This window comes from Brevibacillus sp. HB1.4B, assembly GCF_013284285.1.
Lineage (GTDB): Bacteria > Bacillota > Bacilli > Brevibacillales > Brevibacillaceae > Brevibacillus > Brevibacillus porteri.
Window position 1 is genome coordinate 220,413 of sequence record NZ_JABSUT010000011.1, and the last position, 26,040, is coordinate 246,452.

At 45.2% G+C, this 26,040-nt stretch carries 16 protein-coding genes and 1 other RNA gene; 4 read left to right on the plus strand and 13 right to left on the minus strand.

Translation table 11 applies throughout. The features are described 5' to 3' along the window. Positions 1-550: 550 nt before the first annotated feature. From HP398_RS24475 to HP398_RS24500, 6 genes are all read right to left on the minus strand, one after another. On the minus strand, positions 551-5,509 hold the full coding sequence (locus tag HP398_RS24475; RefSeq protein ID WP_173623901.1) for an Ig-like domain-containing protein: 4,959 nt from the start codon (positions 5,507-5,509) through the stop codon (positions 551-553). 233 nt (positions 5,510-5,742) lie between these two features. Continuing rightward, complete coding sequence (locus tag HP398_RS24480; protein ID WP_017251704.1) at positions 5,743-6,270, minus strand: hypothetical protein; 528 nt, start codon at positions 6,268-6,270, stop codon at positions 5,743-5,745. Beyond that, positions 6,251-8,011: a sensor histidine kinase gene (locus HP398_RS24485; protein ID WP_371736783.1), complete on the minus strand. Its 1,761-nt coding sequence runs from the start codon at positions 8,009-8,011 to the stop codon at positions 6,251-6,253. The genes HP398_RS24480 and HP398_RS24485 overlap by 20 nt, the downstream gene beginning before the upstream one ends. A 20-nt stretch (positions 8,012-8,031) precedes the next feature. Further along, the gene (locus tag HP398_RS24490) at positions 8,032-8,712 is read right to left on the minus strand and encodes a response regulator transcription factor (RefSeq protein WP_017251702.1); all 681 of its coding nucleotides are present in this window, start codon (positions 8,710-8,712) and stop codon (positions 8,032-8,034) included. A gap of 246 nt (positions 8,713-8,958) precedes the next feature. Next, positions 8,959-11,529, minus strand: a complete 2,571-nt coding sequence (locus tag HP398_RS31300; RefSeq protein ID WP_173623903.1) for a winged helix-turn-helix domain-containing protein — start codon at positions 11,527-11,529, stop codon at positions 8,959-8,961. 241 nt (positions 11,530-11,770) lie between these two features. Then, positions 11,771-12,889 carry a hypothetical protein gene (locus tag HP398_RS24500; RefSeq protein ID WP_173623904.1) on the minus strand — a complete coding sequence of 373 codons (1,119 nt, stop codon included), beginning with the start codon at positions 12,887-12,889 and terminating at the stop codon, positions 11,771-11,773. A 137-nt stretch (positions 12,890-13,026) separates the two neighbouring features. Between HP398_RS24500 and HP398_RS24505 the strand changes: the two genes are divergently transcribed. Beyond that, entirely contained in the window at positions 13,027-14,100 is a 1,074-nt protein-coding gene (locus tag HP398_RS24505; RefSeq protein ID WP_173623905.1) for an RDD family protein, read from the plus strand. Positions 14,101-14,206: 106 nt separating this feature from the next. Here the strand turns inward: HP398_RS24505 and HP398_RS24510 are convergent, their stop codons facing one another. The 4 genes from HP398_RS24510 to brnQ form a co-directional block, all read right to left on the minus strand. Further along, positions 14,207-16,528, minus strand: coding sequence for a S9 family peptidase (locus HP398_RS24510; RefSeq protein WP_173623906.1), 2,322 nt, complete (start codon positions 16,526-16,528; stop codon positions 14,207-14,209). A gap of 203 nt (positions 16,529-16,731) precedes the next feature. Beyond that, positions 16,732-18,324: a sensor domain-containing diguanylate cyclase gene (locus HP398_RS24515; RefSeq protein WP_173623907.1), complete on the minus strand. Its 1,593-nt coding sequence runs from the start codon at positions 18,322-18,324 to the stop codon at positions 16,732-16,734. A 185-nt stretch (positions 18,325-18,509) separates the two neighbouring features. Next, positions 18,510-19,157 (minus strand): 2OG-Fe(II) oxygenase, encoded by a 648-nt coding sequence (locus HP398_RS24520; RefSeq protein ID WP_017251696.1) that lies wholly within the window; start codon positions 19,155-19,157, stop codon positions 18,510-18,512. Between the two features lie 175 nt (positions 19,158-19,332). Continuing rightward, on the minus strand, positions 19,333-20,679 hold the full coding sequence (gene brnQ, locus HP398_RS24525; protein WP_173623908.1) for a branched-chain amino acid transport system II carrier protein: 1,347 nt from the start codon (positions 20,677-20,679) through the stop codon (positions 19,333-19,335). 778 nt (positions 20,680-21,457) lie between these two features. On the opposite strand from brnQ, the gene HP398_RS24530 reads away from it, so the two are divergent. Continuing rightward, positions 21,458-22,936 carry a hypothetical protein gene (locus tag HP398_RS24530; protein WP_254476340.1) on the plus strand — a complete coding sequence of 493 codons (1,479 nt, stop codon included), beginning with the start codon at positions 21,458-21,460 and terminating at the stop codon, positions 22,934-22,936. Positions 22,937-23,191: 255 nt separating this feature from the next. After that, positions 23,192-23,821, plus strand: a complete 630-nt coding sequence (locus tag HP398_RS24535) for a DUF2306 domain-containing protein (RefSeq protein WP_173623910.1) — start codon at positions 23,192-23,194, stop codon at positions 23,819-23,821. A 177-nt stretch (positions 23,822-23,998) separates the two neighbouring features. Here the strand turns inward: HP398_RS24535 and HP398_RS31040 are convergent, their stop codons facing one another. After that, positions 23,999-24,145: a hypothetical protein gene (locus tag HP398_RS31040; protein WP_254476342.1), complete on the minus strand. Its 147-nt coding sequence runs from the start codon at positions 24,143-24,145 to the stop codon at positions 23,999-24,001. Between the two features lie 164 nt (positions 24,146-24,309). On the opposite strand from HP398_RS31040, the gene HP398_RS24545 reads away from it, so the two are divergent. Further along, positions 24,310-24,900 carry a hypothetical protein gene (locus HP398_RS24545; protein WP_173623911.1) on the plus strand — a complete coding sequence of 197 codons (591 nt, stop codon included), beginning with the start codon at positions 24,310-24,312 and terminating at the stop codon, positions 24,898-24,900. Positions 24,901-24,986: 86 nt separating this feature from the next. Here HP398_RS24545 and ssrA read toward each other — a convergent pair. Together ssrA and smpB are read right to left on the minus strand one after the other, a co-directional pair. Next, positions 24,987-25,341: a transfer-messenger RNA gene (ssrA, locus tag HP398_RS24550) on the minus strand. 153 nt (positions 25,342-25,494) lie between these two features. Beyond that, positions 25,495-25,968, minus strand: coding sequence for an SsrA-binding protein SmpB (gene smpB / locus HP398_RS24555; protein ID WP_017251652.1), 474 nt, complete (start codon positions 25,966-25,968; stop codon positions 25,495-25,497). Between the last annotated feature and the right edge of the window lie 72 nt (positions 25,969-26,040).

Below are 26,040 nucleotides of genomic sequence, written 5' to 3' on the forward strand. Positions count from 1 at the left end.
CCTTGCAATTGAAAGGTGAATTGTTCTTTCGAATCGTGGAAAGGCAGCTTCAGATTCTACTAGGAAGAGGGGGTATTTTAGAACAATTACCTATTAAAAGCATAAAATGTAATAGATTACCATTTAAGAGCATTATATCATATCTGAATTTTATGTCAAATATTAGCCTAGACATTGGTTTATCATCAAACAAAAATAGACATGTTTACCTTCTCGGGTAGGCTGGTGTAGAAATTGATCGATACCTGAGAAGGTTGAACATGTCTATTTTTCTTTGTAGAAATTTGCTTACTCGATACGTTAAATCATTACCCTTGGAAAAGGGTATACCCTCCTACTACTATCGAGACTGCAAATAAAATACCGAAGTACCACTTCGTAAACCGAAGACTGAACCACGAGCCTTCCCACCATAAAATACCAAAGAAAATAGCCCCAATCATCATGCTAGTGACAAAAGCAATGGATGCGTTTTCCATATTTCTTCACCTTTGAAAACAGGATGGAAAAGAGGCTGCCCTCCATAGTAGATCGAACAGCCCCTTTTCATTTACCAGACCGTAATGTTAATCGTAATGGTCTCGCCGCCGTATTCCACTGTAATCGTTGTTTTACCAGATTCCAGTGCGGTCACGACACCATTTTCTACAGTCGCAATCTCTGGATCTTCCACTGTCCATTCGGCATCCTTGGTGACGATCTCCTCGTATCTATTTTCATAGACCGCATACAGGACGATCTCTCCAGTATTGTCTGCCTTCAAGCGCAGCGAAGAGCGCGATACTCGCAAATCTTTTACTTTCTTTTCCTCTACTACGAGCACACGATTGGTTACCTTTTTACCGCCATATTTCGCAGTAATGACAGCCTTCCCTTCAGCCAGCGCTGTCACTTTTCCCTCTTTTGTTACTTCGATGACCTCTTCGTCGCTTGAGGACCAAAATGCTTTTTCTGTCACCTCTTCGGTGTTCTTGTCACTGAAGACGGCTGTCAGAGTGAGCTGCTTCTCCTCATCGATCTCCAGCACCAAATCCTTGAAGGAAGTCGTCAACGAACGAATCGTTTTCTTAGAAACCGTCACCGGAATCTCCAGTTCTTCGCCCATATAGCGAACGGTAACGATGTCTTCTCCCTCTTCTTTTCCTGCTGTAATGCGGCCCTGCTTGACGGTAACCAACCCGTTTTCCGTGTCGTATTCAACATTTTTGTCTCGCGTGATGTCTTTGCGTTTTTTGCCTTCTACTTTATAAAGGCGTAAGGTCGTGGTTCCCTTTGGCTTCATCCAGAAGGACGGCTCGTTTGTTTCCAACTGGAAGGTGGCTATTTCCTTAACGGTTACTTCCACCGAATCGGTTTTGTTCCCATCCTCGGTCGTCACTGTAATCGTCGCGGTCCCAGGAGCTACAGCCGTGATCTTGCCTTCCTTATCTACCTCGACGATCTCAGAGTCGCTGCTTTCCCACTTGACTCGTTTGTTGGTGGCGTTCGTTGGTTTTACAGTGGCACGAAGGCTTTCTGTATCGCCAACACGCAGCGTTAACTCCTCTTCCTCCAACTCAACTCCGGTGACCGGCTCTCCCGTTGGCGGATTCGACACATATAGCTCAATGGAATCATCCAGTTCGACGGTGTTTCCTGCCTGGTCGCGAAGCTGGATCAGAACTTTTTTCGTGCCATTGCCATACGGCAAGTTCCACGGCACTGTTCCCGTCACTTTTTCCCAGCTGCTCCACTTGCCTTGGTCATTGGAGATGCGCATCTCTACATCTCCCAAATTGTCCGTGGCAGTAACATGCAGTCTCACGCTGGTGGAGCTGGTTAGACGATCATCATTGTTGATGACGAACGTTCCCGTTGGTGCTGTCTTATCCAAGGTAAACGTGATCTTGGTTTCGTTTCTGGAAGCATCTACGACCCGCAGTTCATGCTTGCCTTCAGTTGTTACCTGGTCGCCACTTGCGAACGGAGCACTATTCAACGTCGCGGTTCCTTCATTGAAGGTGATGGTCACGTCATCTTTGTAAATGCCTTTGTCCTCGACTCCTGTAACAACTGGCGCATCTGCATCCAGCTCGATCGTATCGGAAACAGTTGTGATGTGCCCAGCCTTGTCCGTAATCTGCATTTCGACGGTCTTGGTTCCATCACCGGACTTCAATTGCCATGCTTTGGTCGCAGTTACTGCCTCCCAATCGCTCCAGTCGTTGTCACCATTGGCGAAGCGAATTTGCACATCACTCGTACTGTCATTCGCTGTTATGGCGAGCGTAACATCACGGGACTTGGTGTAGTTGTCTCCGTTATTAATCGTGATAGATCCAGTCGGCGCCACCACATCTAGCTCAATCGTATCGCTTAGCTTTGTGACGTTCCCCGCTTTGTCCCGCAGCTTGACATAAACCGTTTTGGTGCCGTTTATACTGCCATCAGCCAGCTTCCATGCTTTTGACTCTGCGAAACGCTCCCACGTACCCGAATTGTCATCCGCGTTAGAGATCAGCATTTCGATATCGTCTGTATTCCCTGGGGAAGTAAGGTGTAACGTCACATCTTCTGTTTTCGCAAATTCGGCTCCGTTATCGATGCTGAGCGTTCCTGTCGCTGGTGTTTTATCCAGCGTAAAACGAATCGTCGTGCGATTTTGTGCCTCATCTGTGACGACCAACTCATACGATCCTTCCACAGTGACGACAGAACCGCTCGTAAACGGACTGCCATTCAGTAATGCTGTTCCCTCGTTGAAGGAAATCGTTACATCGCTCGCATAGACACCATTCTGGGCGACTCCCGTGACGACTGGTCCAGCTGAATCCAGCGTGATTTGCTTTTGAAGGGCCAATTGGTTTCCGGCTGGATCCCTCAGCTCGACATAGACCGTTTTGGCTCCATCAACACCGCTCAGCTCCCATGGAACGTCGCCTTTTGATGGTGCCGTTTTCCAATCGCTCCACGTCAGGTTGTCATTGGACAAGCGCATTTCCACACCATGAGCATCAGCCGACTCCACACTCAACGTAACCTTGCTCGAGTTGGTATACAACTGGCCTTGATTGATTTCGAAGGCACCCGTAGGGTTGGTCATATCGAGTGTGATCTCATCGGTAAAGCTGGCAATATTCCCTGCTTTGTCCTTTACTTCCATGTAAACCGACTTGGTTCCGTCCCCAGTCGGCAAGGTCCACGCCTTTGTCGTGGTCAGCGTTTCCCAGGAAGTCCAATTGGCTGGATCACTCGTATCATGGGAAAAGCGCATCTGTAGTTCATTACTGAAATCGGTAACGGCAATTTGTAATGTAGTTGCCAGTGTATGGGTATAATTGGCGTCACCATTGATCTTGAGACTGCCTGACGGCTTCGTTTGATCGATGGAAAATGGAAGGATAGTCGTATTGCCCGCTTCATCTGTGACAATCAGCGTATAGGCTCCATCCTCATTGACGATTTCTCCGTCAGCTATCAGCTTTCCGTTCAAGGTCGCCTTTCCTTCGTTGAAGCTGATCGTAACACTCTGATTGTACAGCTTGTTGTTCTCTACCCCTGTGACAACAGGTGCAACCGTGTCGAGTGTAATCGATGCCTGTAAATCATGGGTGTTGCCCGCTTCGTCGATCAACTGTACATAGACCGTTTTCTGTCCATCCCCAGTTGTTAACTTCCAAGCCTTGGTGGTCGCAACATCCTCTGGCGCACTCCAGCTGGTGTTATCGTTGGACAGCTTCATTTTTACCTTGCTGGTAGCGTCAGTGCCATCGATTTGCAAGATGACATCCTGATTATTTGTATGGGTGGCTCCGTTATTGATCGCAAGAGTTCCAGTAGGCGCGGTTTTATCCAGGGTAAAGGCTACCGTCGTCGTATTCCCCGCTGTATCCGTCACGACCAACGTGTACTTGCCCTCCACACTCACCCTTGTGCCGCTGGCAAAAGGAGCACCATTCAATGTTGCTGTGCCATCGTCAAAGACAGGGGTGACATCCGCCGTGTAGAAGCTGTCATTCGCAACCCCCGTCACAATAGGCGGCGTTTTGTCTAACACGATGGTATCGGATATCGTAAACAGATTCCCTACACCATCACGGAACTTCGCGTAGACTGTTTTTTGTCCGTCTCCACTAGCCAAGTTCCATTCCAGCTTGTTATTGGCTGGGATTGGCAGCCAACTGCCTGTAAAGTTGTTATCATTCGACAACATCAATTCTACCGGGCCGTTCGCATCGCTTCCCTGAATGGTAAGCTCTACCTTTTCTGATGAAGTGGCTACGTTCCCGTTATTGATCTCGATTGTCCCTGTCGGAGGTGTCGTATCCAGCACAATGCTATCCTGCGCTTGCAAGACAGTTCCTGTTCCGTCACGCAACTCCATGAAGACCGATTTGGTCCCTTCTCCTGTCGTGAGGGTCCACGTTACAGGTGTCACAAACGACTTCCATTCGCTCCAAGGACCACCTTCCACGTTCGTCAAACGGTACTCGGGCTTGGCCGCGTCAGGGTCATCATGGGTCATAGTGAGCGTCACATTTGCTGAATTCGTAATCGCAGCACCGCCATTGATGGTAACCGTCGCCGTCGTAGGTGGTTCATTTACATCTGTCACCTGGATGGTCATCATCTTGGTAAAGAAATTGCCAGCCGAGTCTGTTGCGGTTATCGGTACGAAATAAGTCGACTTCGTTTCAAAATCAAATTTTTCCGTTACCTTCAGTTGATTTCCCTCAACAGTAAATGGCACCGGATTGTTTAGAATGCTGAACGTAACAGTATCTCCTTGATCAGGATCTACTGCCGACAGCGTACCAACTACCGCTCCTATTTGATTGTTTTCAGGAATCGAATTGGACGATAAGAGGATATCGGTTGGTGGAGTGTTAGCAGCATAAGTGATTTCCAGCTGAGAAGCGTAGCTAATATTTCTTTTGTCATAGAAAACGATTTGAGGCTGATACAAAAGTGGTACTGGCGGCGCTGTTTGCCGTCCTCTTAAAACAAAGGTAGCTTTTTTGTCTGGAATCTGGCTCTTAACAAAGCTGGTTACATCAAACGATTTCCACCCTGTGAAATTACTGGGGAGCATCTCATTTGGTATGATTCTTTCGTGATGCATAGGTATCGTCACCGTAGGATCATCGTTCCAGCTGTCATCAGACGAGCCCCATAGATCAATAAAGGGCATATCTCCGCCTGTTGCTTCTACCTTGTGCACATAAATTTTCAGGTTGGCGGACTCAATTTTCTTCTCACTTTTCACGCCGCTCAGGTCAAAACGCAGGGCAGCATTCGCAGCCCCATAATCCCCGCCCGAGTCTCGCGCATAGCCGACGATCAACGCGTTCGGAATCAATTCATACTGTATTCCCTCTGGATAGGCACCAGACGCATCCACGAACTTGTCTGCCTCTACTCTAATCACATCTGTAAGATTAGCTGCGTTCACTTTTTCTTGAATAAACACAGGTTGGACAATTGCAAACAGCAAAGTAAATACCAACAAACGAGCAATCATTCTTTTCATCAATAACACCGTCCTCCTTCCTTCTTCATTTGAACTCCCCCTACTGTCGACACACTCCCCTAGCAAAACATCTAGGTGAAACAAAAATATGGTAACAACAGTCTATTGCAAAAAATACTAACTAAAGTTATGTCTTTTCGTGATTATTTTCTTCCCAATAAAAAGCCCCACCGTAAACATGTGCCAAACAAAATAAAAAGAACCCCAAAAATGAGGTTCCAATTGAGCGTGCGTTATTTAAGGGTTAACTCCTTCTCCCATGTCTTTTCATTGCCTTGCTCATTTTGAAAGACCAAAATCAATTTCCCCTTTTCCCCCTTCAACTCATCCTTGTAAAAGAAACCAGTGAACTGTCCATTGCCACTGATGTAAAATCCATTCCCACCAGGGATACCTTCTGTGTCGTTTTTGATCGCTTGCTCTATCGTGCTTACGATGTCAGTTTTCTCAGACTTCCACTGCATGCTAGCTAACGAATAGCCGGCAGGTACCTGTTCGATAAAGAAATCGAAGCTATTCCCATCGATGGGTTTCGGTTCTTGGTCGACCACGACGAGAATTTCTTTTTCCTGCTGTTCTGCGGCCATGTCTTGTGCAACGTTCTCCGGTTGTTTCTCCTTGTTTTCTTTGTTTTCCTGAGGAACTTGCGGCGGCACTTGAGCAGTCGATTCTGGAGGAAGCGGTGTGCCACAAGCACTCGTAACGAGTGATAGGACCAATACAGCCAGTAAGCTTTTCATTTTATTCTTTTTCAGATTCATTGTCATTTCCACCTTTGTTTTCATTTTCAACCAACGTGAAGGAAAAAGCGACTCCATTCACGGTATTTTCCGCACCATAATCACTGCCATGCAGATCGAGAATATGTTTACAGATCGCCAATCCGAGACCCGTGCCGCCAGATTTCCGCCAGCGAGAGCTATCTACTCGATAAAATTGCTCCCATATCCGCGTTAGTTGATCGTCTGGGATGTGCGCTCCTTCATTTTCGATTCGAAACCGGATGCAATCCCGCTCGCGGGCCCCCGTAATCCGAATCTCACTTGATGGATTGGCGTGCCGGACTGCATTGCCGAGCAAATTCACGATCACTTGCTCGATACGTCTTGGATCTGCCCATACGTTGTTCTCTTCAGGTAAGACGAGACATAGTCGTACCTGCTTGTTTGCCAGCTGTAGTTGGAAGGAAGCGGCTACACGATCTATTACTTCCGATACGGGAAACGATTGTCTACGAAGCAAAATGGCTTTGGCTTCGAATTTGGACAACTCCAGCATATCCATAATGAGCTCGTTCATCTTGTCGACTTCGCTTAAAATGACGTCCATGTATCGCTCCCGCTTTTCATGTGCGACATCATCTTTTAACCCTTCCGCAAAGCCCTTCACAATGCCAAGCGGGGTCTTGAGTTCATGAGAGATGTTTGCAATCAATTCTTTGCGAAGCTGCTCCATTTTTTCCTTATGCTCTAGATCCTCGCGAAGAGTGACGTTGGCATTCGTCAGGTCTTTTAATGTCTGATCTAGCTTGCCAGCTAACGTATTCAGATGGCGAGAGAGCTCACCGAATTCATCCTGAGAATGAATCGAAGCATGTTCTGTGAAGTCCAGATTAGCCATACGTGAAGCGGAATGATTCAGCGTAACTAATGGTTTCGTGATAATCTTCGAAAAGACAAAGGACAGCAGCAATAAGATGACGAGGATGACTGGCGTCGCGTATAAGGAATAGCTGGTCAGCATACTTACCGCATCGCTCACTGGTTGCAACGTCGTCACCGCCAGTATGAAACTCGCCCCGCCCTGATAGGAGAACCGATGAATCACGATGGCATAGTTTACACCACTCCACGGATCAGTCCACTTCCGCTGGATGAATGATCCGCTTTTCATCTGTGTAATCTCGTCGTATTGCTGCTCCAGCCATGGTCCGATTTGATCCGCTACGAGAGAATCCTGATAAAAAGGGTTATGTGCCCGTTGCTGACTAGGCAGCATGAGTTCAGAAATAACAGCCGTAACCCGGGTTAGTCCATTTTCGGACACATTTGTGGATGGACTTTGCCTTGCAATCCGTATCGGCTTCATGATCGTATCGTTCTCATCCATATAGATTCCGTCGATGGTAATCGTGTCTCCAACATGGAGTCCTTCAGGGAGATCGGTGCTTTGCATTTCTTTTAGCGGTAAGGTAATCACTTGATTTTTATTTGCTACTTTTATTTCTAGAAAATAGGGGGTGAGATTCAATTGCCTGAGTTGCTCATCTACGATCGCGATGCTGGCATCTGTGCGATTCATCAATGTACCCACCAGCTTATCCAGCTTGTGCTTGTCGGGAGGGAGTTTGGCGTACTCATCTGGAAAAGATACCATTGCTTGTGAGAGCTCGCTTACTTTCGCATTTAAATAAAAGCGCTCGAAGAAAAACTTTTCCCCTATCAATATCAAAGCGTAGAGCAAAAAGACAAAAACAAAAGTGGCGGCAAATAATTTTGTCACAACGTTAAGTCGAAGGCGTTTCATCGTTTTGCCTCAAACTTATATCCAAAACGGATCATCGTCTGAATCAGATGCTGCTCTGTATCCAGCTTGGCACGCAGTTTTTTCACGTGGGTATCAACGGTGCGATGGTCGCCAAAGTAGTCCATCCCCCAAACCCCATTCAAAATGCTATCTCGGGACAAGACCGTCCCTTCATGCTTAATGAAGAACAGAAGCAGCTCATACTCTTTTGGTGTCAATGAAATCGGGACGCCTGCAATCGTAACGGTGTGAGCTCGTTTGTTTACCGTCAATGCTCCAAACTGAGCGATATCATCTCCCCTCCCGATGCTCCCCTCTGCCCTTTTCATCAGAGCTTTGGCACGGGCCACTAATACTTTTGGGCTAAACGGTTTGGTGACGTATTCGTCCGCGCCAAGCTCGAATCCCATCAACTGGTCATCATCGTCTACTCTTGCTGTAATGATCATGATGGGAATGTCGGATTGTTGGCGGATTTTTCTGCACACCGACCAGCCATCCATCTCGGGCATCATAATATCTAGCACAACTAGATCGACAGGGTGCAGAGCGAAAAGTTCCATCGCCATTTTTCCGTGCTGCGCTTCGTACACTTCCCAAGCTTCTTTTTTAAAATAATCCGATACAAATTCACGTATGAGCTCGTCGTCCTCTACGAGTAACACTTTCCGTTTCATTTCCGCACTCCTTACTCGTGGTTGTGCATTTACTGCATAGATTACCAGTTTATTGCGAAACTTACGAATCCATATCTCACCGTCGCCATTCCGATGACCGCCAACCTTGGTTTTACAAGATGAGTATAGATGGCTGATGTGACCGTTGTGTGTACATGAGATGGATTTGTAAAGAAAACAAACACCCGAAAATGGCTGAGGCCACTGAAAGAGTGGACTTTTTCAGTGGCCTCCGTATAGGTGATTCTAATGGTCGATCTCACTTTCTCTTAATCTGACGATGGCTTGTGCCCGATTTTTCACCTGGAGCTTGCTAAAAACTTGATGCACATGCCCTTTTACCGTCCCCAGTGTGAGATGCAGCTTGTCCGCAATCTCCGAGTTGGATAACCCTTCACCGATCAGTGCCAGTACTTCCGACTCTCTTTCCGTCAATTTTTCCAATGCGGGGGATACCCGGATTTGAATATCTAGCGTAGGAAATTCCTTCTCTACACTTTTGAGCAGCATCGAAAGATAAGCCATCTCTTGCTTGGATACGTTTTTGCTTTTATAGAGCGAATAGAGCATTTTGGCAGCGCCAGGGCCTTCATCCAAAAAAGTGCGTACATAGCCTTCTGGCGCAGCTAACGTTACCGCCATGCGCATACACGCCGTCGCTTCATGATGCTGTTTTTGGATCATGTATGCTTGGCTGAGCAGAAGAAAGGCTTCAATCCTACTCCCGAGCCGATCCTTTATTTCCGCTTCGTGCTTTAAGCTGGTTAGTAGCATGATGGCTGCACTGTCGTTTTTTAAATAGATGTATACCCGGGCCAACGTCATTCGCTCAAATTCATGTCGGGAAGCGACAATATCGACATTCATTTTCGTGTAGGGCTCGGCCCATTTTTCTATTTCTTCCCGTCGATTTTCTTCGATCCATAATCGGACGCGGAATGTTTCTACAAAAGACATCCAATGGGGAGGCGCATCGTGCTGGCGGCATAGCAATGTGATTTCCTCCATGGCCAGCCACATCTCTTCGTGACGATGCTCTGCTTTTCTCCATCGGGCCAAAGTCAGATACACGGGGACCAATACGCCAAAATTCAAGGAGATGGTACCTAACTGGATTGCTCGTGGTACGAAATATTTTAATTGCTCAAAATCATTTTTCTCATAATAGAGCTCAGCCATCACGATGGAACCGTAGGCTAATATGCCAAGACCACTGTGCTTCCAGATCGCCCGTAGTTTTGGATAGTATTCATTCACGTTGGACAAATACCCGCTCAAGGCCACACGACTACGCAGCACGTACGGCTCATCTGAATTCAGCTCTATGCCGACGATGAAGTAGCGGCTGAATTTTGGCTTCATTTGAACTGATTCTTCCATATATTTGAGGGAAAGATCTACATTTCCCCGCATCACTTCGATATATCCCCGAAGCACACACATTTCTACTCGACAGTCGTCAAAGCTCCCATGGTTGGTCCGTGTTGCTTCGTCAGCCAATTGAAGGAGGATTTCCGCCTGATCAATTTCGTTGGATACAGCATACAGCCAAGCAAAAGCGATGCACAGCTCAGGGTTGCATTCCAACCAGGACTTCTCAAAGTATTTCATCCATCTGCGCAATGTTATATTTTCGTACTGTTTCAACATCCACGGCGCATGTGCAACGATCAAACGGCTCGCTCGGGTCCAATCTTTTCCGAGAAACGCATGCTCAGTCGCCTCCATTATCCACCCGTGACTTTCAAACCAACAGCTTGCAGAGATATGTAGGGCAGGAAGCAATTCGTTATAGGTTTTTCTTACATGGGAAAGCAGAAGTTCTGCGAACAAATGGTGATAACGATACCACTCATTTACGCCATCCAGTGCGATGACAAATGAATTCGTTCTCTCCAGCATGCGAAGGATGTCGTAAGCATCTGGTTCTCCCGTAACGGCTGCGCATAGATCGCCTGTCAGACGCGGCAGTATGGACGTTTTCAACAAAAACTTCTGCACCTTTTCTGGAAGTCGTTTCAATACTTCTTCCGACAAATATTCCCCGACATACTTGTCATTACCGGAAAATTGATGAATGACCTTAGACGCTTCGGGCTTTCCTTGCATGGACAAGGCTGCTAACTGCAAACCGGCCACCCATCCCTCCGTTCGTTTGCTTAGCATGCCAATATCTTGTTCTGACAGACTCAGACCCAGTTGCTCATGGAATAAGCGTCGACACTCCTCCTCATTGAACCGAAGAGTGTCTGAGCCCAGTTGCTTCAACTGTTTCCGAACGCGTAGACGGTGAAGGGCAAAAGGAGGTTCCTCCCGCGTAATCAGGACGACATGCATATAGAAGGAAGCATGCTGAAGCAGTGTCTGCAGTCCTTCATGAATGGAAGGCTCCTTAATGAGATGGTAATCGTCCAATACCAGATAAAAATCACGTTCAAATCCCGCAATTTCTTCGAGTAACACGGACATCAATTGCTCAGCAGAAGCCGTGTACTGTGGGTGAAGTACCGAGGAAGATTCTTTGCCCAAGCCTTCCTGTGCCCTATCAATCGCCCTAGCAAAATATCGCCAAAAGCGCACGGGATCATTATCTGATTCATCCAGAGAGATCCAACCGGTCGGTTTGCCAGAATTTTGCGTCCATTGACTGACTGCTGTCGTTTTACCGAAACCGGCTGGCGCGCACACGAGAATCAATCTTGCAGCGCCCGCTTCATCGATTTCTTTCAATATCTGATGTCGAAGTAACAAGTCCGAACCATACTTCGGAACATGAAGCTTGGTTGCGATAAGTGGACTGTACGTTAATAAATCCATACGCATCTCCTGCCTAGAAGTAAAATGACATTCATGAAGGAAACATGGAAAGTAGCCTTGCTATCGATGACCTGAAGCGCAATGAGGTTGGCTAACGAGGAAAAAGAGTCTATATAAAGATAGGAAATATTGCTCAGATTAAAGATACAGCAAAGTGATCCATGAGTGGATATTTTTTTTATGAACGTTGCTTCCAAACAGAGAAAAACCCGACCATTACAGATGCCGGGTTTACTTTGAGTCATCTAAACATTCTGTTGATTCGTCTGGCTTCTATTGCGACTTTTTTACTGTACAGCCTTTTATCCTGTTTGAGTTGCAGCATCTTGGCACACTGGTGCGCCTTTCTCAAAACGTTACTGCTGTAGTTGTTTGTCGATTTCAACATCTGGTCGGCCCAGCGATACGCTTCTCTAGCCAAAGACTCGTCGCTATCCTTCGCCTTCAAGCTGATATCCAACAAGGTCTCGCTCAAGCTTCTGCCCAAACCGGCACTCCTCCAGGAGGAAAAGAGTTTGAGCTCTGGCTCGCACTGTTTAACGCTGGCAAAAGCCTTGACCAAGTCCTGCTTGAGCAAATGGATTTCGGCCATTTTTAACCAAAGAAATACTTTGTCAAACGAATCTTCCTGTTCCGGGAGATCCTGTGTGAGATAGTGAAGTGCCTTGTCGTACTCTTCCAATTGTTTTGCCTGATGATACAGCAGAGAATAATTCTTTTTGTCAGAGCCCAGCTGCTCTTCTAGCTTCCCCAGTAATTCTCTGGCTTCTGCCCTATTACCGAAATCGCTTGCTCTGTCCATTAACGTAATCAAGGACTCATCCTCGAGATTGGCAGGGTAATTCCTTGCCTTGGATTGAAACCATCGTTCCATATGTTCAGCCGTATACATCGTTTCCAGCTCCTCTTTCTTATTCTGAAAGAAAGAGCTGATTCGGTACAGATCGTTCTCTTTGATATACGTGATCGCCTCTTCAATCCCCGCCGAAATGATATACTCGGTGTCAAAGCCATAGTAGGTATCGAAATTACTTAATTTGGCCTGCTCAAACAGTGGGATATGGTTCACATCCTTACACTTCGCCAACAAATAAGCCACAATGTCCATGGATTCATGTAATCCCTGATACGGATGGGATTTATGCATCTCAATCTCTTGGCTCATCAAATAGTGTAGGAACTCTTTGTCTGCTTCTGTCACAGTCTGATCGTATTGAAGCTGAACAATCAGTGCGTATCTTTTCAGCCCGTTCTTGTCATAACCGTATGCATCCTTACACTTGCTATATGCAAAAGAGCCCCAGATGTCTTTGGAATGTTTGATCAATGGCAATTGCTCGGGTATTTGGTGGATTTCCATATGCTATTCTCCTCTCCCCGGAATGGGACGGCAGCGCCTTACTCATCTTTTCCCATTCTAATCGTCTACATTTGACAATACAATTTTCAAAGTGGTTAAATGTAATATGTTTACATTTTTTCAGGAGGTGCACAAAATTGGAGCAACAACCGTCATCATCATCGGTACCGACAGAATTTTCTCCTCTTGTCCAACAAGAGCCACCAAAAAACATGGGGGATTTATCGAAATCGTACGACAGGGCGACGATTTTTTTCACGAGATGGGGAGCCCATGTTCTCGATCATATTCTTCTCGCTTGTTTTCTAATCGGATTACTCTCCCTTGGGATTTCCATTGATAAAGACGCCAACAGTCTTTACTTCTTCATCCTAGCCGCCATTATCCTATGTTCTTATTATGTACTGTTAGAAGGACTTACCGGATATACGATCGGAAAATTTACTTTTCGCATCATTGCTGTCAATGCAGAAGGACGGCCGCCGGGGTTATGGAAATCATTCATCCGTTCCCTCATTCGTCTATTCGAAGCAAATGCGTTTCTTCTAGGCGGGTTGCCAGCCGGTATCAGTGTGTTGGCTTCCGACAAAAAACAACGGTTAGGCGATCTAGCAGCGAATACATACGTCGTTAAGGTGAAGGATCTGAACATCGTCAGCAAAAAGCAAACAACCGTACTCGCTGTTGTCTTCTCCAGCGTTGCTGTTTTATCCATCATTGGTATGATTTTTGGGATAATCGATCTCGCATCAAGAACGCCTACCGAAGAAATTTTCTATAGCAAGGATAAAAAACTTCAAATAACAGCCCCTTCCGATTGGAGCAAGGATTCAGCCCTTCATGATGAGGCTGATATAGCCATCTCCAATCGAATCAGCGAAAAGTATTTACTCGTACTATCAGATGCCAAACAGAATCTCGACAGTTCATTCACACTTCAGGACTATGCAGACTTCGTTGAAGCAAACATTGAAGATTCAGTAGAAAATGTATCCGTTGATAAACCGATTCGTACCGTAGTAAATAACCAGGTCGCCATCCAATTCAATGCCAAAGGGGAAGGTGACGGCGTCAAAATCGCGTATATTGTGACAGTGTTCGAAACGCCTACGCATTTTTATCAAATCATGGCTTGGACTGAGCAGAAAAGGTTTGATTCGCTCAAACAAGAACTGCAAAAGGTCAGTGCAAGTTTTCGCGAGGTAAAATAGCGACTGCCTTCTCCTCGGAAAAAAACTCCATAGTTTTAATAAAAAAGGAAAAGAGGAGCTCTTCTTAGGGCTCCTCTTCGCAGTTCACCGTTTTCTTTCCCACACACTATTTCTCTATCGGCTCTTTATCAATGGCCTTTTTGCTGGCTATTTGATTCCCCCACGGAGGTTCTGCTCTCATCAAGTGCCGTACAAAATAATCCCACTTTCTGCGGATAAAGTACGGTTCCAAAGAAAAGCCGTGATGTCGGTTGGGCAATAGCAGCATGTCAAAATCTTTATCCGCTTTAATCAGCGCATTCGCCATCCGAATCGTTTGGGAAGGATGCACATTTTCATCCATATCTCCGCTCACCAGTAAGAGCTTTCCTGTCAGATTGGCTGCCAGACGTGCATTGTCTTGATCCTTGTACAAGTCCGGGTCATACAGACCTTGATAGCGTTCCGCCCATGCTGCTATATACAGCCGTTGATCATGATTACCACACGCGGAAACCGCAGCTTTGTAAAACGCTGGAAATGAGAGCATGGCCCTTGTTGAAGCGTAGCCTCCCCCTGACGAGCCCCAAATGCCTACCCGATCAACATCCACATACGGGTAGCGCTCAGCCAATTGCCTTACCGCAGTCACATGGTCAAGCAAACCTCCTGCTTCCTCCAATTTTCCGTTCGAGATATCATGGAACCATTTAGAACGATAAGGTGTCCCCATTCCATCTAGGATCAATACGATAAAACCCAACTGCGCCAAAGATTGTCCACCACCCAGCGGGTCATGGCTTCGACCGGGATCGAGCGCGAAAGCTTTCGGCGTATTGATGATCTGTGGTCCCCCGTAAATGTAATCGACGACCGGATACTTGCGTGAAGGATCAAACGGGAATGGACGCAGCATCACCCCATAAAGATCCGTCACACCGTCTCGTGCTTTAACGGTAATCCTTTCTGGAAATTGGTACCCCATCTCGAGCAGCATTTCTACATCAGCGTGCTCCAATTCGCGAATCAGGGTGCCATCTATCGAGCGGAGAACAGAAACAGGCGGCAAATCAACTCGCGAAAACGTATCGACGAAATACTTCAGATTGGGAGAAAACACAACATCATGCTCTGCATCTTCTGGCGTCAGCAACGACAGACCCGTTCCATCCAGACGAACACGATACAGGTGTTGATAATAAGGATCGCGCCCCTCTTCTAGCCCCCCTCCAGTGATATACACCCATCCCTGCTGCTCGTCCACTGCCATCAATTTTCGTACCGTCCAGGAACCCGATGTGATCGGATTGCGAATTTCCCCCGTTTTGCCATCGCAATGGTAGAGGTGACTCCACCCATCACGCTCTGAGTGCCAGATGAACGAACCATCAACCAATAACCGAATATTCGGATTAGTTTCACCGAGATTATGCAGGTCTTGATTCAAAAACGTATCGCTTTGTTCCCGAAGTAGTGTGCAAACCTCACCGGAGCAAGGATCAGCCACGGAAAAATCGACAGAGCGAGCATCACGGGACATCCGGGCGAAATATACCTGTTTACTGTCGGCTGACCATCCGGCCATTTGCATCCCCGGAGTGAGGGGTGAGACTGGACATGCCAGTAAAGGCTCGTTTTCAATCTTAACTGTGGTTCGCCTTTCCAAATCACAGACGACCAGCTCAGCCAACGGTACGTGTGGATCGCCAACTAGTGGATAACGGTACGAGTGGAGTACCGGTCTGACTTCTTCGCCTTTCGGAACCGATTGAATCAGATACAAATTGCGCACCTTTCTTTGATCAAGCCGATGGGTCAACAGCATCTTGGAATCGGGTGACCAAATCGCTACTGGAGGAAGCTTTATGTTATTCAATCGCTCCCCCACCGTCGAGAGCCGACATTCAGGTTGGGTTCCGTAATCATAGTAAGCCTTGCCGTCGCGGGTTAGCCTGAAACGCTTTCCGGTCTCGAGTGACCGAACATACAAGTTGTGATCATATACGAACGCCACCCACTTTCCATCTGGAGACGGCAGTTCATCCATCGACGGCTTATCCACATGATCTATCGGCTTGCAGCTGTATTCCTGTAAATCACAGTTCCAGACAGTACCGCCCACCTTAAACTGGAATGACAATCCATTCTCGGTAAATAAAAGTTCCCCAAGTGGCAATGTTTCTGCGCTATACGTTTCTCCTGCCCTTCTTGACAAACAGACAGCTAATCGTGCGTGATCGAATGCTGGCTGACTCGTATTCTGTTCAGCATCTACGATCACATATTGCCTGCCAGTCCCCTTTTCCAAACGGATTTCTCGGATGTACCAGAACCGATTCCCACTGATCCAGTTTGGCCTGACAAAAGCATTGAATACTGCGTCGTAATAATTGGCAGGATGCAAGCGTTGTGCCCTCTCATACTGTTCCCCTGTGACAACATTCTCCATGTGAATCCCCCTCTTCCAAAGTGAGATACAAGAATCATGTGCTTCACAATTTCGAACTAGAAGTTTCCTTAATTATCCATTTGTTACATGCATATGTAAATCGCGAGATAATATATCTCTGAATTTACTTTTTTAGCACCGAACAAGTGATTTTTTTTCAAAAAGAAAGAGGCGCTCTCTCGCCTCTTCGCTCCTCATATAGATTACTCCACTTCCGCTATCATTGTTTGGTTCCTACCCGATCTCTTCGCTTTGTACATGGCCTCGTCAGCTACATGCATCAGATCTTCAGCAGAAACCGCATGGGAAGGATAGTGCGCAATGCCTTGTGACACGGTTAGCGGCTGCCCGATTGGATTTGTACTTGTTTCTAAGGTATGGCGTATTCGTTCGGCCACCTGATAGGCCTCCTCCAAGCCCGCATGGGAAACAAGGACAACAAATTCCTCACCGCCAAAGCGACTGCTCACATCTTCGGGCCGAAGTGATGAAGAAATCATTTCCGCAAAATGTTTCAACACCTCATCTCCAGACTGATGACCATACGTATCATTAATGGATTTAAATCGATCAAGGTCCATCATAATAAGAGAAAAGGGGATTTGCTCCATCATCCATTTTTGCATGGTTTCCTCGAGCGTTCTTCGGTTTGTTAGCCCTGTCAACGGATCTGTTCGCGCATCATGAGCCAACTGATCTGTCTGTTTTTTGATATCGTTTAATGTAAAACGAATGGCTCGAGTTAACAGCTCAGCCTCTCGATTCCAATGCTGTTTACCTTCGGAGAACTCCACCTCTTCTCTACCTGCCTTGCTCACAAGATCGGCCAGGGATACGAAAGGTCTTGCTACTTTGCGCGCAAGTCCAATCACAACTAGCATTAATAGTAGAAAGGGAGGCAGTGTATACAGCAAAACGCGTTGAATATCACGATTTACTTGTTCATAAACAACACTGATATTCGACACGACAACGACACCCCAGTCGTTCTCTGGAACCTTCACGTAGGCGGCCAATTCCGTCTGTCCCCTCAAGTTGACAATCTGTTCATAGCCACTTTGCCCTTGAGTGAGCTTCTGCACGGCTGGATTGGCACTGATATCCTCTCCGATCCGACTTTCATCACGATGGAACAACAAATAACCGTTTGATCCTACGATGTAGAAAGATGAACCTAACTCGTCCGTTGGGTTGCTCCCCAGGATGGTATTTAAAATGTTCTCTTCATGAAGATAAATCGTTCCCCCGATAAAACCACGGTAGATTCCGTCTTTATCAAAAATGGGTTCACTAATAAGCAAAATGAGACGATTCGAATGTGCAGTGATATAGGGTACAGAAATATAAGGCTTTTTTAATGCCAATACCGTTTTCCCCACATCCATTTTCAAATAGGTTCCTGCTGTACCAATTGATTCGGGAGACACACCTCGAACAAGCCCGGTTTCATCCACCACGATAATCGAATTAAAATAGTTGTTTGTACGACGTATCAATTCAAGCTTCCCATGTATTTCATCTGCATCCATCTCGTGCATATCGGAAAAGATGCTCGCCGAATACTGTAAGCTACTCCGCATGGATTTTATCAAAGCGTCTATGGTGTGACTCATTTTAAGTGCACTTGTGTGATTTAAGGTCAACGTCGTGTGAATCAGTGCCTGTTTTTTGGATTGATAGAATGAGATAAGTAGGATAGTAACAGTCAGTACAACGGATAAAGAGACTAGTCCTGTTAAAAGTGTCACTAGACTAATCTTTTTCGAGTGGTTTGCTTTCTTCTGTAAGACAGGCATCTGATGCCCCCTTGTATTTAGCCTATAGCTATTATGCAATAAATAACAAATAGTCTAACACTTGATAATATTCGTTTCAAGTATATAAGAAAGTTCAAACAGACGACTTTTGGCTTGAGGACATAAAAAAGCCACCTTTGTCAGGTGGTAGTTTTGTTCCTATCAATAGCGTAGGACATCATTATCTAGGAGACCCGAAAGCTTTGTCTTCTCATCCACATCGTTGCGACCCACTTTTCCCCATGGATCACTTGTGTCCCTGCATGCAAAGTGAACTCGTTTAATTCTTGATTGCTATAAAAATATTCAAAGTAGACAGCCATGCCTTTGGTAGGGAAAACAGATAAATTAAGCAAAGGGAACACCGTTCCTCCGCCTTGCTCCACATCATTCAAATACATTACGAGCGTACTAATGCGATTGTTCGTACTTGCTCGACTCGTTTCTGCAAAGAAATCATAATGGGGTTTATATTCTTGGCCAGGGGTATATCGTAGAACTTGCAAGCCATCACCATGCTCAATCGGAATGTTCATGATTTGGGAGATCCGCTTCTCGATTCTTGTAATCGTCTCCGTCTGCTCGCAGAACACCCCGCTGCTCGTTCGAATAGAATTGACTGAACGATCTTCGCCTATTTTTGAACGTTGCAATCGTTCTCTGGAATGTTCGATTAGCTCATCGCATTCGCTATCGCTAAGCACATTTCCTAACACGACAACCAGTGGTTCCTCATACTTAGTAAGAATTCGAATCTCTCGATCTTCTGTCTTGATCCTATTTCCAGTATGATCAAAAATCGTCCGTTCTTTCTCTGTCGTGTGCCCTTTCACCCTATGCACCCCATATATATGACATCCATCGCAAAAAATAGAATACCATAAAATGAGTAATTCCAATCTGTAAACTTTAGAAAAATAAAAATATTTTTAACTCTCACTCGATGCTGATTGACTTATGAACAAAACCCGTCTCCTATATGATAAGAGACGGGTTTGTACGTTATTTTCATGCCTCTTTTTGTTTTTGAACGTGGTACGTATTCTTCCGGAATACACTGATCATGTATCCGCATACCCCGCCTATAAGAGAAGGCAGCAACCAGCCCAAACCTACGTCATACAGTGGTAGGTACTGAGTAAAATAATGATAGACAACACTGTTTTCGAATCCAGCAGCCTTTGAGCCATCAAACAGACTAATCAGAAAAGTGAAAAGTAAACTTCCTTGATACACTTCTGGTCTGCCATTGAATGCTTTGTGCAGAAACGTCAAGAAGAGTAACGAGATCGCAATCGGATACATGGTCATTAAGATCGGAACGGAGACCTTAATGAGTTGCGTTAATCCAATATTGGCAACGAGTGTACTGAAAACAGACAAAATAACCGCGAATTTTTTGTAAGAGATCTTCGGAAACCATGCATGAAAAAAGGAAGAGCAGGCTGTAATAAGTCCTACACTAGTAGTCAAACATGCCACTGTAATCATTAATCCCAATAAAATGGCACCATAAGAACCAAAGTAGTAATTCGAAACTTTCGCCAAAACTTCAGCACCATTTTCTAAGTGGCCCAACTTTTCTACACTAGAGGCACCCATAAAGGAAAGTGCGGTATAGAAAAGTGCGAGAAGTAAACCGGCTATCATTGTTGCTTTTGCGCACGCAGCCAATACTTGTTTTTTTGCAGTAACTCCCTTTTCTTTAATCGCATTCACGATGATCATTCCAAAAACAAAAGCTACAAGCGCATCCAATGTTAAATACCCTTCTTGAAAACCCTTGAAAAATACATGGGATGTATAATCTGCTTGCGGGGCTTGAAGGGCTCCAATTGGATAAATAATAGCCGTTACTGCAATAATTCCAATAAACGTTAATTTAATTGGAGTTAAGATTTTTCCGACTACATGGATAATTTTCATAGGATTGAGCGATAAGAAGCAGGCAATTGCGAAAAACAGGATGGTAAATAGAATCAGCGGTGCCGGACCTGCCTGTTCTGATAGGAAAGGCTTTACCCCAATATCAAACGATACATTGCCTGATCTCGGTATCGCAAAAAACGGACCGATTGCTAGATATAGAACAATCGTGAATACCATTCCGAATACGGGATGCACGCGACTGGCTAAAGAGCGCAAGTCGTCTTTTCCCGAATAAACAAAGGCTGTGATCGCTAACAAAGGTAACCCGACCCCTGTAACTAAAAAACCTGCATTGGCTATCCATACATTTGTTCCTGCTAATTGGCCAAGCATGGGCGGAAAAATTAAATTACCCGCTCCAAAAAACAAAGCAAATAACATGAATCCTATCGTAACTACAAAAGAAAATGGCGCTTTCTGTGACACAAAAATCCTCCTAATTGTTCTCTATCTCTCATTCATAAATGTTCATTCAGATGGTTGCTTACCCAACCCTCATTTATTCATTCTGATACTATACTCTAAATAAACATTCTTTTCAAACATACATAACTCAAAGTACCGCTCCGCTTGCAAGAGAAAGACACTCCAATCGCTATAAGCTCAGTTACTCCAAGTTGCCGGAAATCAAGCTTACACCCCTGATACAGTTTACTACAAGCACCCCTATTGTCGCAGCAGGAAGTACCTTCCCTGGAATAAGCCGCCATTAACCAAATTTATATATTTCAGAAAATATTTATTTTTCTTAACTTGAAATGAATTGTCAATTTTCCTTATAATTACAATTAAGCCTTTTGTTGATAGAAAGGTCATATAATTCTACCTCTATGGAAAGGAGATGTAAACTCATGAAGAAGGTCGTAAAAGTAGCAGTAAACAAGAACAAACAAGTGCAAGAAATGAAAGCGCTGAAATGGCGTGTAGTTGTTGATGTGTGCTTGTAAGAGAATCAAAAAGCATTCGTGATTTCCATAAAATTATAAAAACTAGGAAGGACGGGATTGCCGATGAAAAAGGTAGTGAAAGCACAACTTTCTAATAATCAAAACGTTCAAGAAATGAAATTGCTTCCTCTTCCAATTTTAACAATTGCATGTAGAATGTAATCAATTGTTCAAGAGCACCTCGTGTGCTCTTGAATTTTTTGCATAAAGTTCTCACTTTCCAGGCAGTAAGCAAACATGACAGGATGGTGCAGTTTATGAATCAAGCGCATTTGTTGGAAAGATATCATCAGTTGAGAGAGCTTGCCGTGGACGCAGACGCATGGCTAGAATCAGAGATCGGTTCCGATCTATGGGTGGATGGAATTAACGTATTTTTAACGGTATCACCAGAGGATTTTATTGAGGGACTTGAGCAATTCGAGGGTAACTACGGTTTTAACAACCATGGAATTGTAAGCGATATACGTCAATTTCAACGTTATTGTAGAGAAGCAGCAGCGGATGGTGAATTTCCTTTATATCAGGCTCTAGCAGTTGGGATGACCTGGTTAAGCTTGCAGCCTCAAATAAACGGCGGCTATTTCAATTTGCCCGTTCAAATTACCAATCACTCCATCGCTTTGTTGTTAAGCCCAACCTATTTAGCTGTTTGGGCACATAGTTACAATGAAGGGATTGGATTATACTTAGATTTACACTCGACGCTACCAACGTTATTCCGACCAGAACATGGACGGATCTATCAAAATGCAGGATCGTATTTGGAAGGAAGTCACATCAAGTTTCCTTTTCAAAATTACTTCCACGAAATTGCTCATATCCTCTTCTTCCATGACGTCTACCAACGTGTACTGGGGAGCGAAGACGAATGCAGAAGCTACTGGACACATATCGAAGCATGCATTTATGGACTTGAGGAGCAGGTGCTCGCTGAAATGATGGAAGTGCAACCAGATTTGCATGCCATTGATGATGGATTCGGAAGTAGTAAAGGATTCGAGGAGTTTATCTCTTATCGATTTGGAATTCTCGGCAATCTAGAGGATAGATCGATACCAAAAGACACGGTTCGAACGTACATCAAAAGAAACATGCAATTAGGCGAAGCGAATGAAAACATCCCTGATAATGAGGTAAAAGCGAGGATTCTTGCTAGTCATAAGCTAGATGAGGAACAATTACAAGAACTCGATACTCACTGCAAGTCATTTGCTACGGCATTGCAGGTACATAGCTTGTGGGGAATCAAAAGCTATCAACGAAACTCGATTCCAGCGTTTCGTGAAGTGGTAGAGTTACTCTCTCCTGATGCGTACTGCCTGCAAAAACTCGAAGAATCCCTGCGACCAGATTCATGGAGTACATTAGAAGATTTGTTATCGAAAAATCCTTTTGTTGAGATATGCTCTCAAACAAGAGAAAAAAATATTCAAGTATGGAACTGGCGCGATACCCTGTCTCGATTGGCAGAGATGCGCGGATATTTGGCAAACGCTAATGAACCTGGTTATGGCGAGACCAATCAAGAGCTATTTGGGATAGCGAAGCGTTTGGCTAGCGTCATTCACGAGGAGAAACAAAAAGTGGGCCTGGAAGAGCAGTATGAAATCCAGTACGCCGACATGAACCGAGAAATTAGCGAATCATTAAACCGATTGCCAAACGTGGAAGTACGCGATCATTTGCACAATCTTCTCTCCAAACCGTATTACTTTGTGTTAGAGCCCAATTAATATCTGATAATGAGTCAAAGACCGGCGATATTTACTATGTTGGTCTTTGTTTTTTTATGCAATGAACGGGATATCCTCCTTTACTCCCTCCCTGCATCAGCATGTCCCTCCTGCAACTCATTGTCAGGCTGTTGAATCATTTGTTTTGCCCCCTCCCCTAGTTTTTATCCTTTTTTTAGAAATCGTTTAGGGTTTGTTTTGAAATTAAGTTTAGGATGGGGGTAAGCAAATTATTCAGAGGGGAGAGGCTTTTACGTGCTTGAGAAACTTCCTAAAATTTGGTGGGGATTATTTCTTGTATCGCTAGTGGTTATCCTTCCATTTATGGCTCCCTATTTAACATTAGATCCTGCAAACAGCCGCATAACGATTATTTCCGGTTCTCTTCAATATCCTTTATTAGTTGCTCATATCGTTTCTGCTTTCATTGCTCTTCTCACTGGCTTTTTCCAGTTTGTCGACCGAATTCGCCTAAAGAACCCAAGGATACATCGTTTTCTTGGGAGGGTTTATGTGTACAGTGTGTTTATCAGCGGACTGCTCTCTTTTGGGGGTATTTTTTATGCAGAAAATTTCATGAAGGCAACAAGCTTCCTTGTCTTATCTTTCGCTTGGCTGTTCACTTGCTGGAAAGGGTACCGTACCGCCATCAACAAGCAATATGAGGAACACCGAAAGTGGATGATTCGCAGTTTTGGAATGACATTAGTTGCCATAAGCGCGCGTCTATTGGTGCCAGTACTACTCCTACTGTACTTTATTTTTCACGGTTTTTCTATTCCGCATGGTATGGAAACCGTCATTGGAGAGGTTTTGAATGTAAACATTTGGGCTGGGCTTATTCTTAATTTTGTGATTGTCGAGTGGGTTATATTGAAGAAATAGGCTTGCTTCGTCACGCCTGGAGTCGTAGCGCAAAGAAGGACTGTCTCGATCGTTAAATCGGGACAGTCCTTCTTGTAGATCGGTTTCGTGAGACACAGCTTTCCCTCACCGAATCAGAAAACGAACGAGGCAAGTGAGCTAGAAGTAAGAGCTCCGATGCAGATTGCGTTTGCTTTTTTAGTGGCGATGCTCGATTGAATCAATCTTACTAAGTGCTTTTTCTACCAAATCGTAGTTGCCGCCATGGAGTTCTACCACTACGGTGATGTAGGCGCGAAGTTTATTGGAAGAAATTTTGAAGCGATCACGAAAAAGGTAATCCATACGATGGGGTAGGCTCTATGTCTAGGAAGGAGATCGTTAAGCCACCATTAAGTCTATAACATTTTATGTCAAAATATTGAAATAACACCAAATAATCGAAGGAGCTTAATGAAACAAAAGCGAATCCTAACAGAAAATATTTCTTATGAAAGGGTGTTTTGGTCATGCTTAAAAAAAGTATGGTTTCTGCTTTAGGTCTACTAGTAGTTACAATGTCACTATCCATTCCTACCAAGGCTACTGAACTCACAACATCTTCTTCTCAGGAAACGTTACTTCAAAATCATTCAACCGACTCTCATAAAGTATCAAGAGTAACTAGTGTTAATTTTGGAGCTACAAGACAAATTTCGAAATCAACTCCTATTCCTCCAGATTGGGTCATTACAACAGTAATGAGTGACTACTACGTCATCCAATATGTAGGTGGAGCAAAGTTGGGTCAGACAGTACAGACTGCTAGAACGACCCCCATTCCAAAAGACTGGGTGATCACTGTTGCAACAAGTGATTTCTTTGTATGGACGTATGTAGGAGGAGCAAGCTTCGGATATACCATTCAGACCGCAAAAATAACCCAAGTTCCAGAAAACTGGGTGATTACTCTAGCAACTTCAGATTTTTATCAACTGAAGTATGTAGGAGGGGCAAGCTTTGGACAGACCGTACAGACCGCAAAAATTACCCCAATTCCACCAGGCTGGGGCATTACAACCGCTACATCAGACTTCTATATCCTTACTTATAGAGGATAGTGGTTTTCACGCCAGTATGCCCAGAGAACAGTTCCCCCATAAACACAAAAAAGCCACCCTCATCAGGTGGCTTCACTTTATGTATTTGGTGGAGGCGGGGGGATTCGAACCCCCGTCCGAAAACAGCGATACATGAGCATCTCCGAGCGCAGTCACTCATTTAAATTTCGGTACGGATTCGCGGAGTGACGCGCTGACCCGTTACCTAGCCTGATTGATCTTCTTCCTTCGGCTCCAGGCGGAAGCCTCCGGCGTATCCCACTAAAGTTGAGCGCTAGTCATGCCACATGGGCGATGGAATGGTAGCGCCTCACTGGTTATTAAGCAGCGAGAGAAAGTTGTTTGTTGCCAGTTAATGGCGTTCCGCGTTGTTGACGAGGTCCGCAGCCCCCCGGCTCGCTTCTCATGCTCTACCATCCCCGTCGAATCCAGAACGCCCCCAGGTAGGTGAGAAAAAGTCTAGGTGAAGAGCCATTAAATCCGCACCTAGACTATATTGAACAGTGTATTGGCTTGTTGTTGCTTATTAAATATAGCACAGGCGACAACCAAAACTCAACGTTGATTGCTGCCAAGCCTGCCAGTGCAATCCAATCAACCTTTTTGACGTTCGCGCAGAGCACGATCGATATCACGCGCAGACTCTTTTTTCTTGAGGTCTTCGCGCTTGTCGTAGTTCTTTTTCCCTTTGACAAGTGCGAGCTCGACCTTGGCCCAGCCGCCCTTCAAATAAATGCTGAGCGGGACCAGTGAGTAGCCTCTTTCGCGAATCAGACCATTGAGCTTGAGGATTTCCAAGCGGCGCATCAGCAGCTTGCGAGTCCGCTCTGGCTCATGGTTAAAACGATTTCCCTGCTCGTACGGACTGATGTGCACATTGTACAGAAGCAATTCGCCATTCTGAACACGGGCAAAGCTGTCCTTGAGCTGGACACGCGCCGCACGCACGGACTTGATCTCCGTACCGGTCAGCTCAATGCCTGCCTCGTATACTTGCTCGATGTGGTAATCGTGGCGCGCTTTTCGGTTTTGGGCGATTGTCTTGGTTCCGGCCTTCTCTTTTGACATGGAGATCACCTCACTTGTACGTACTGCGTTTCGTACCAGTTAGTCTAGCAAATTTTGCCCATTGTGGCAAGT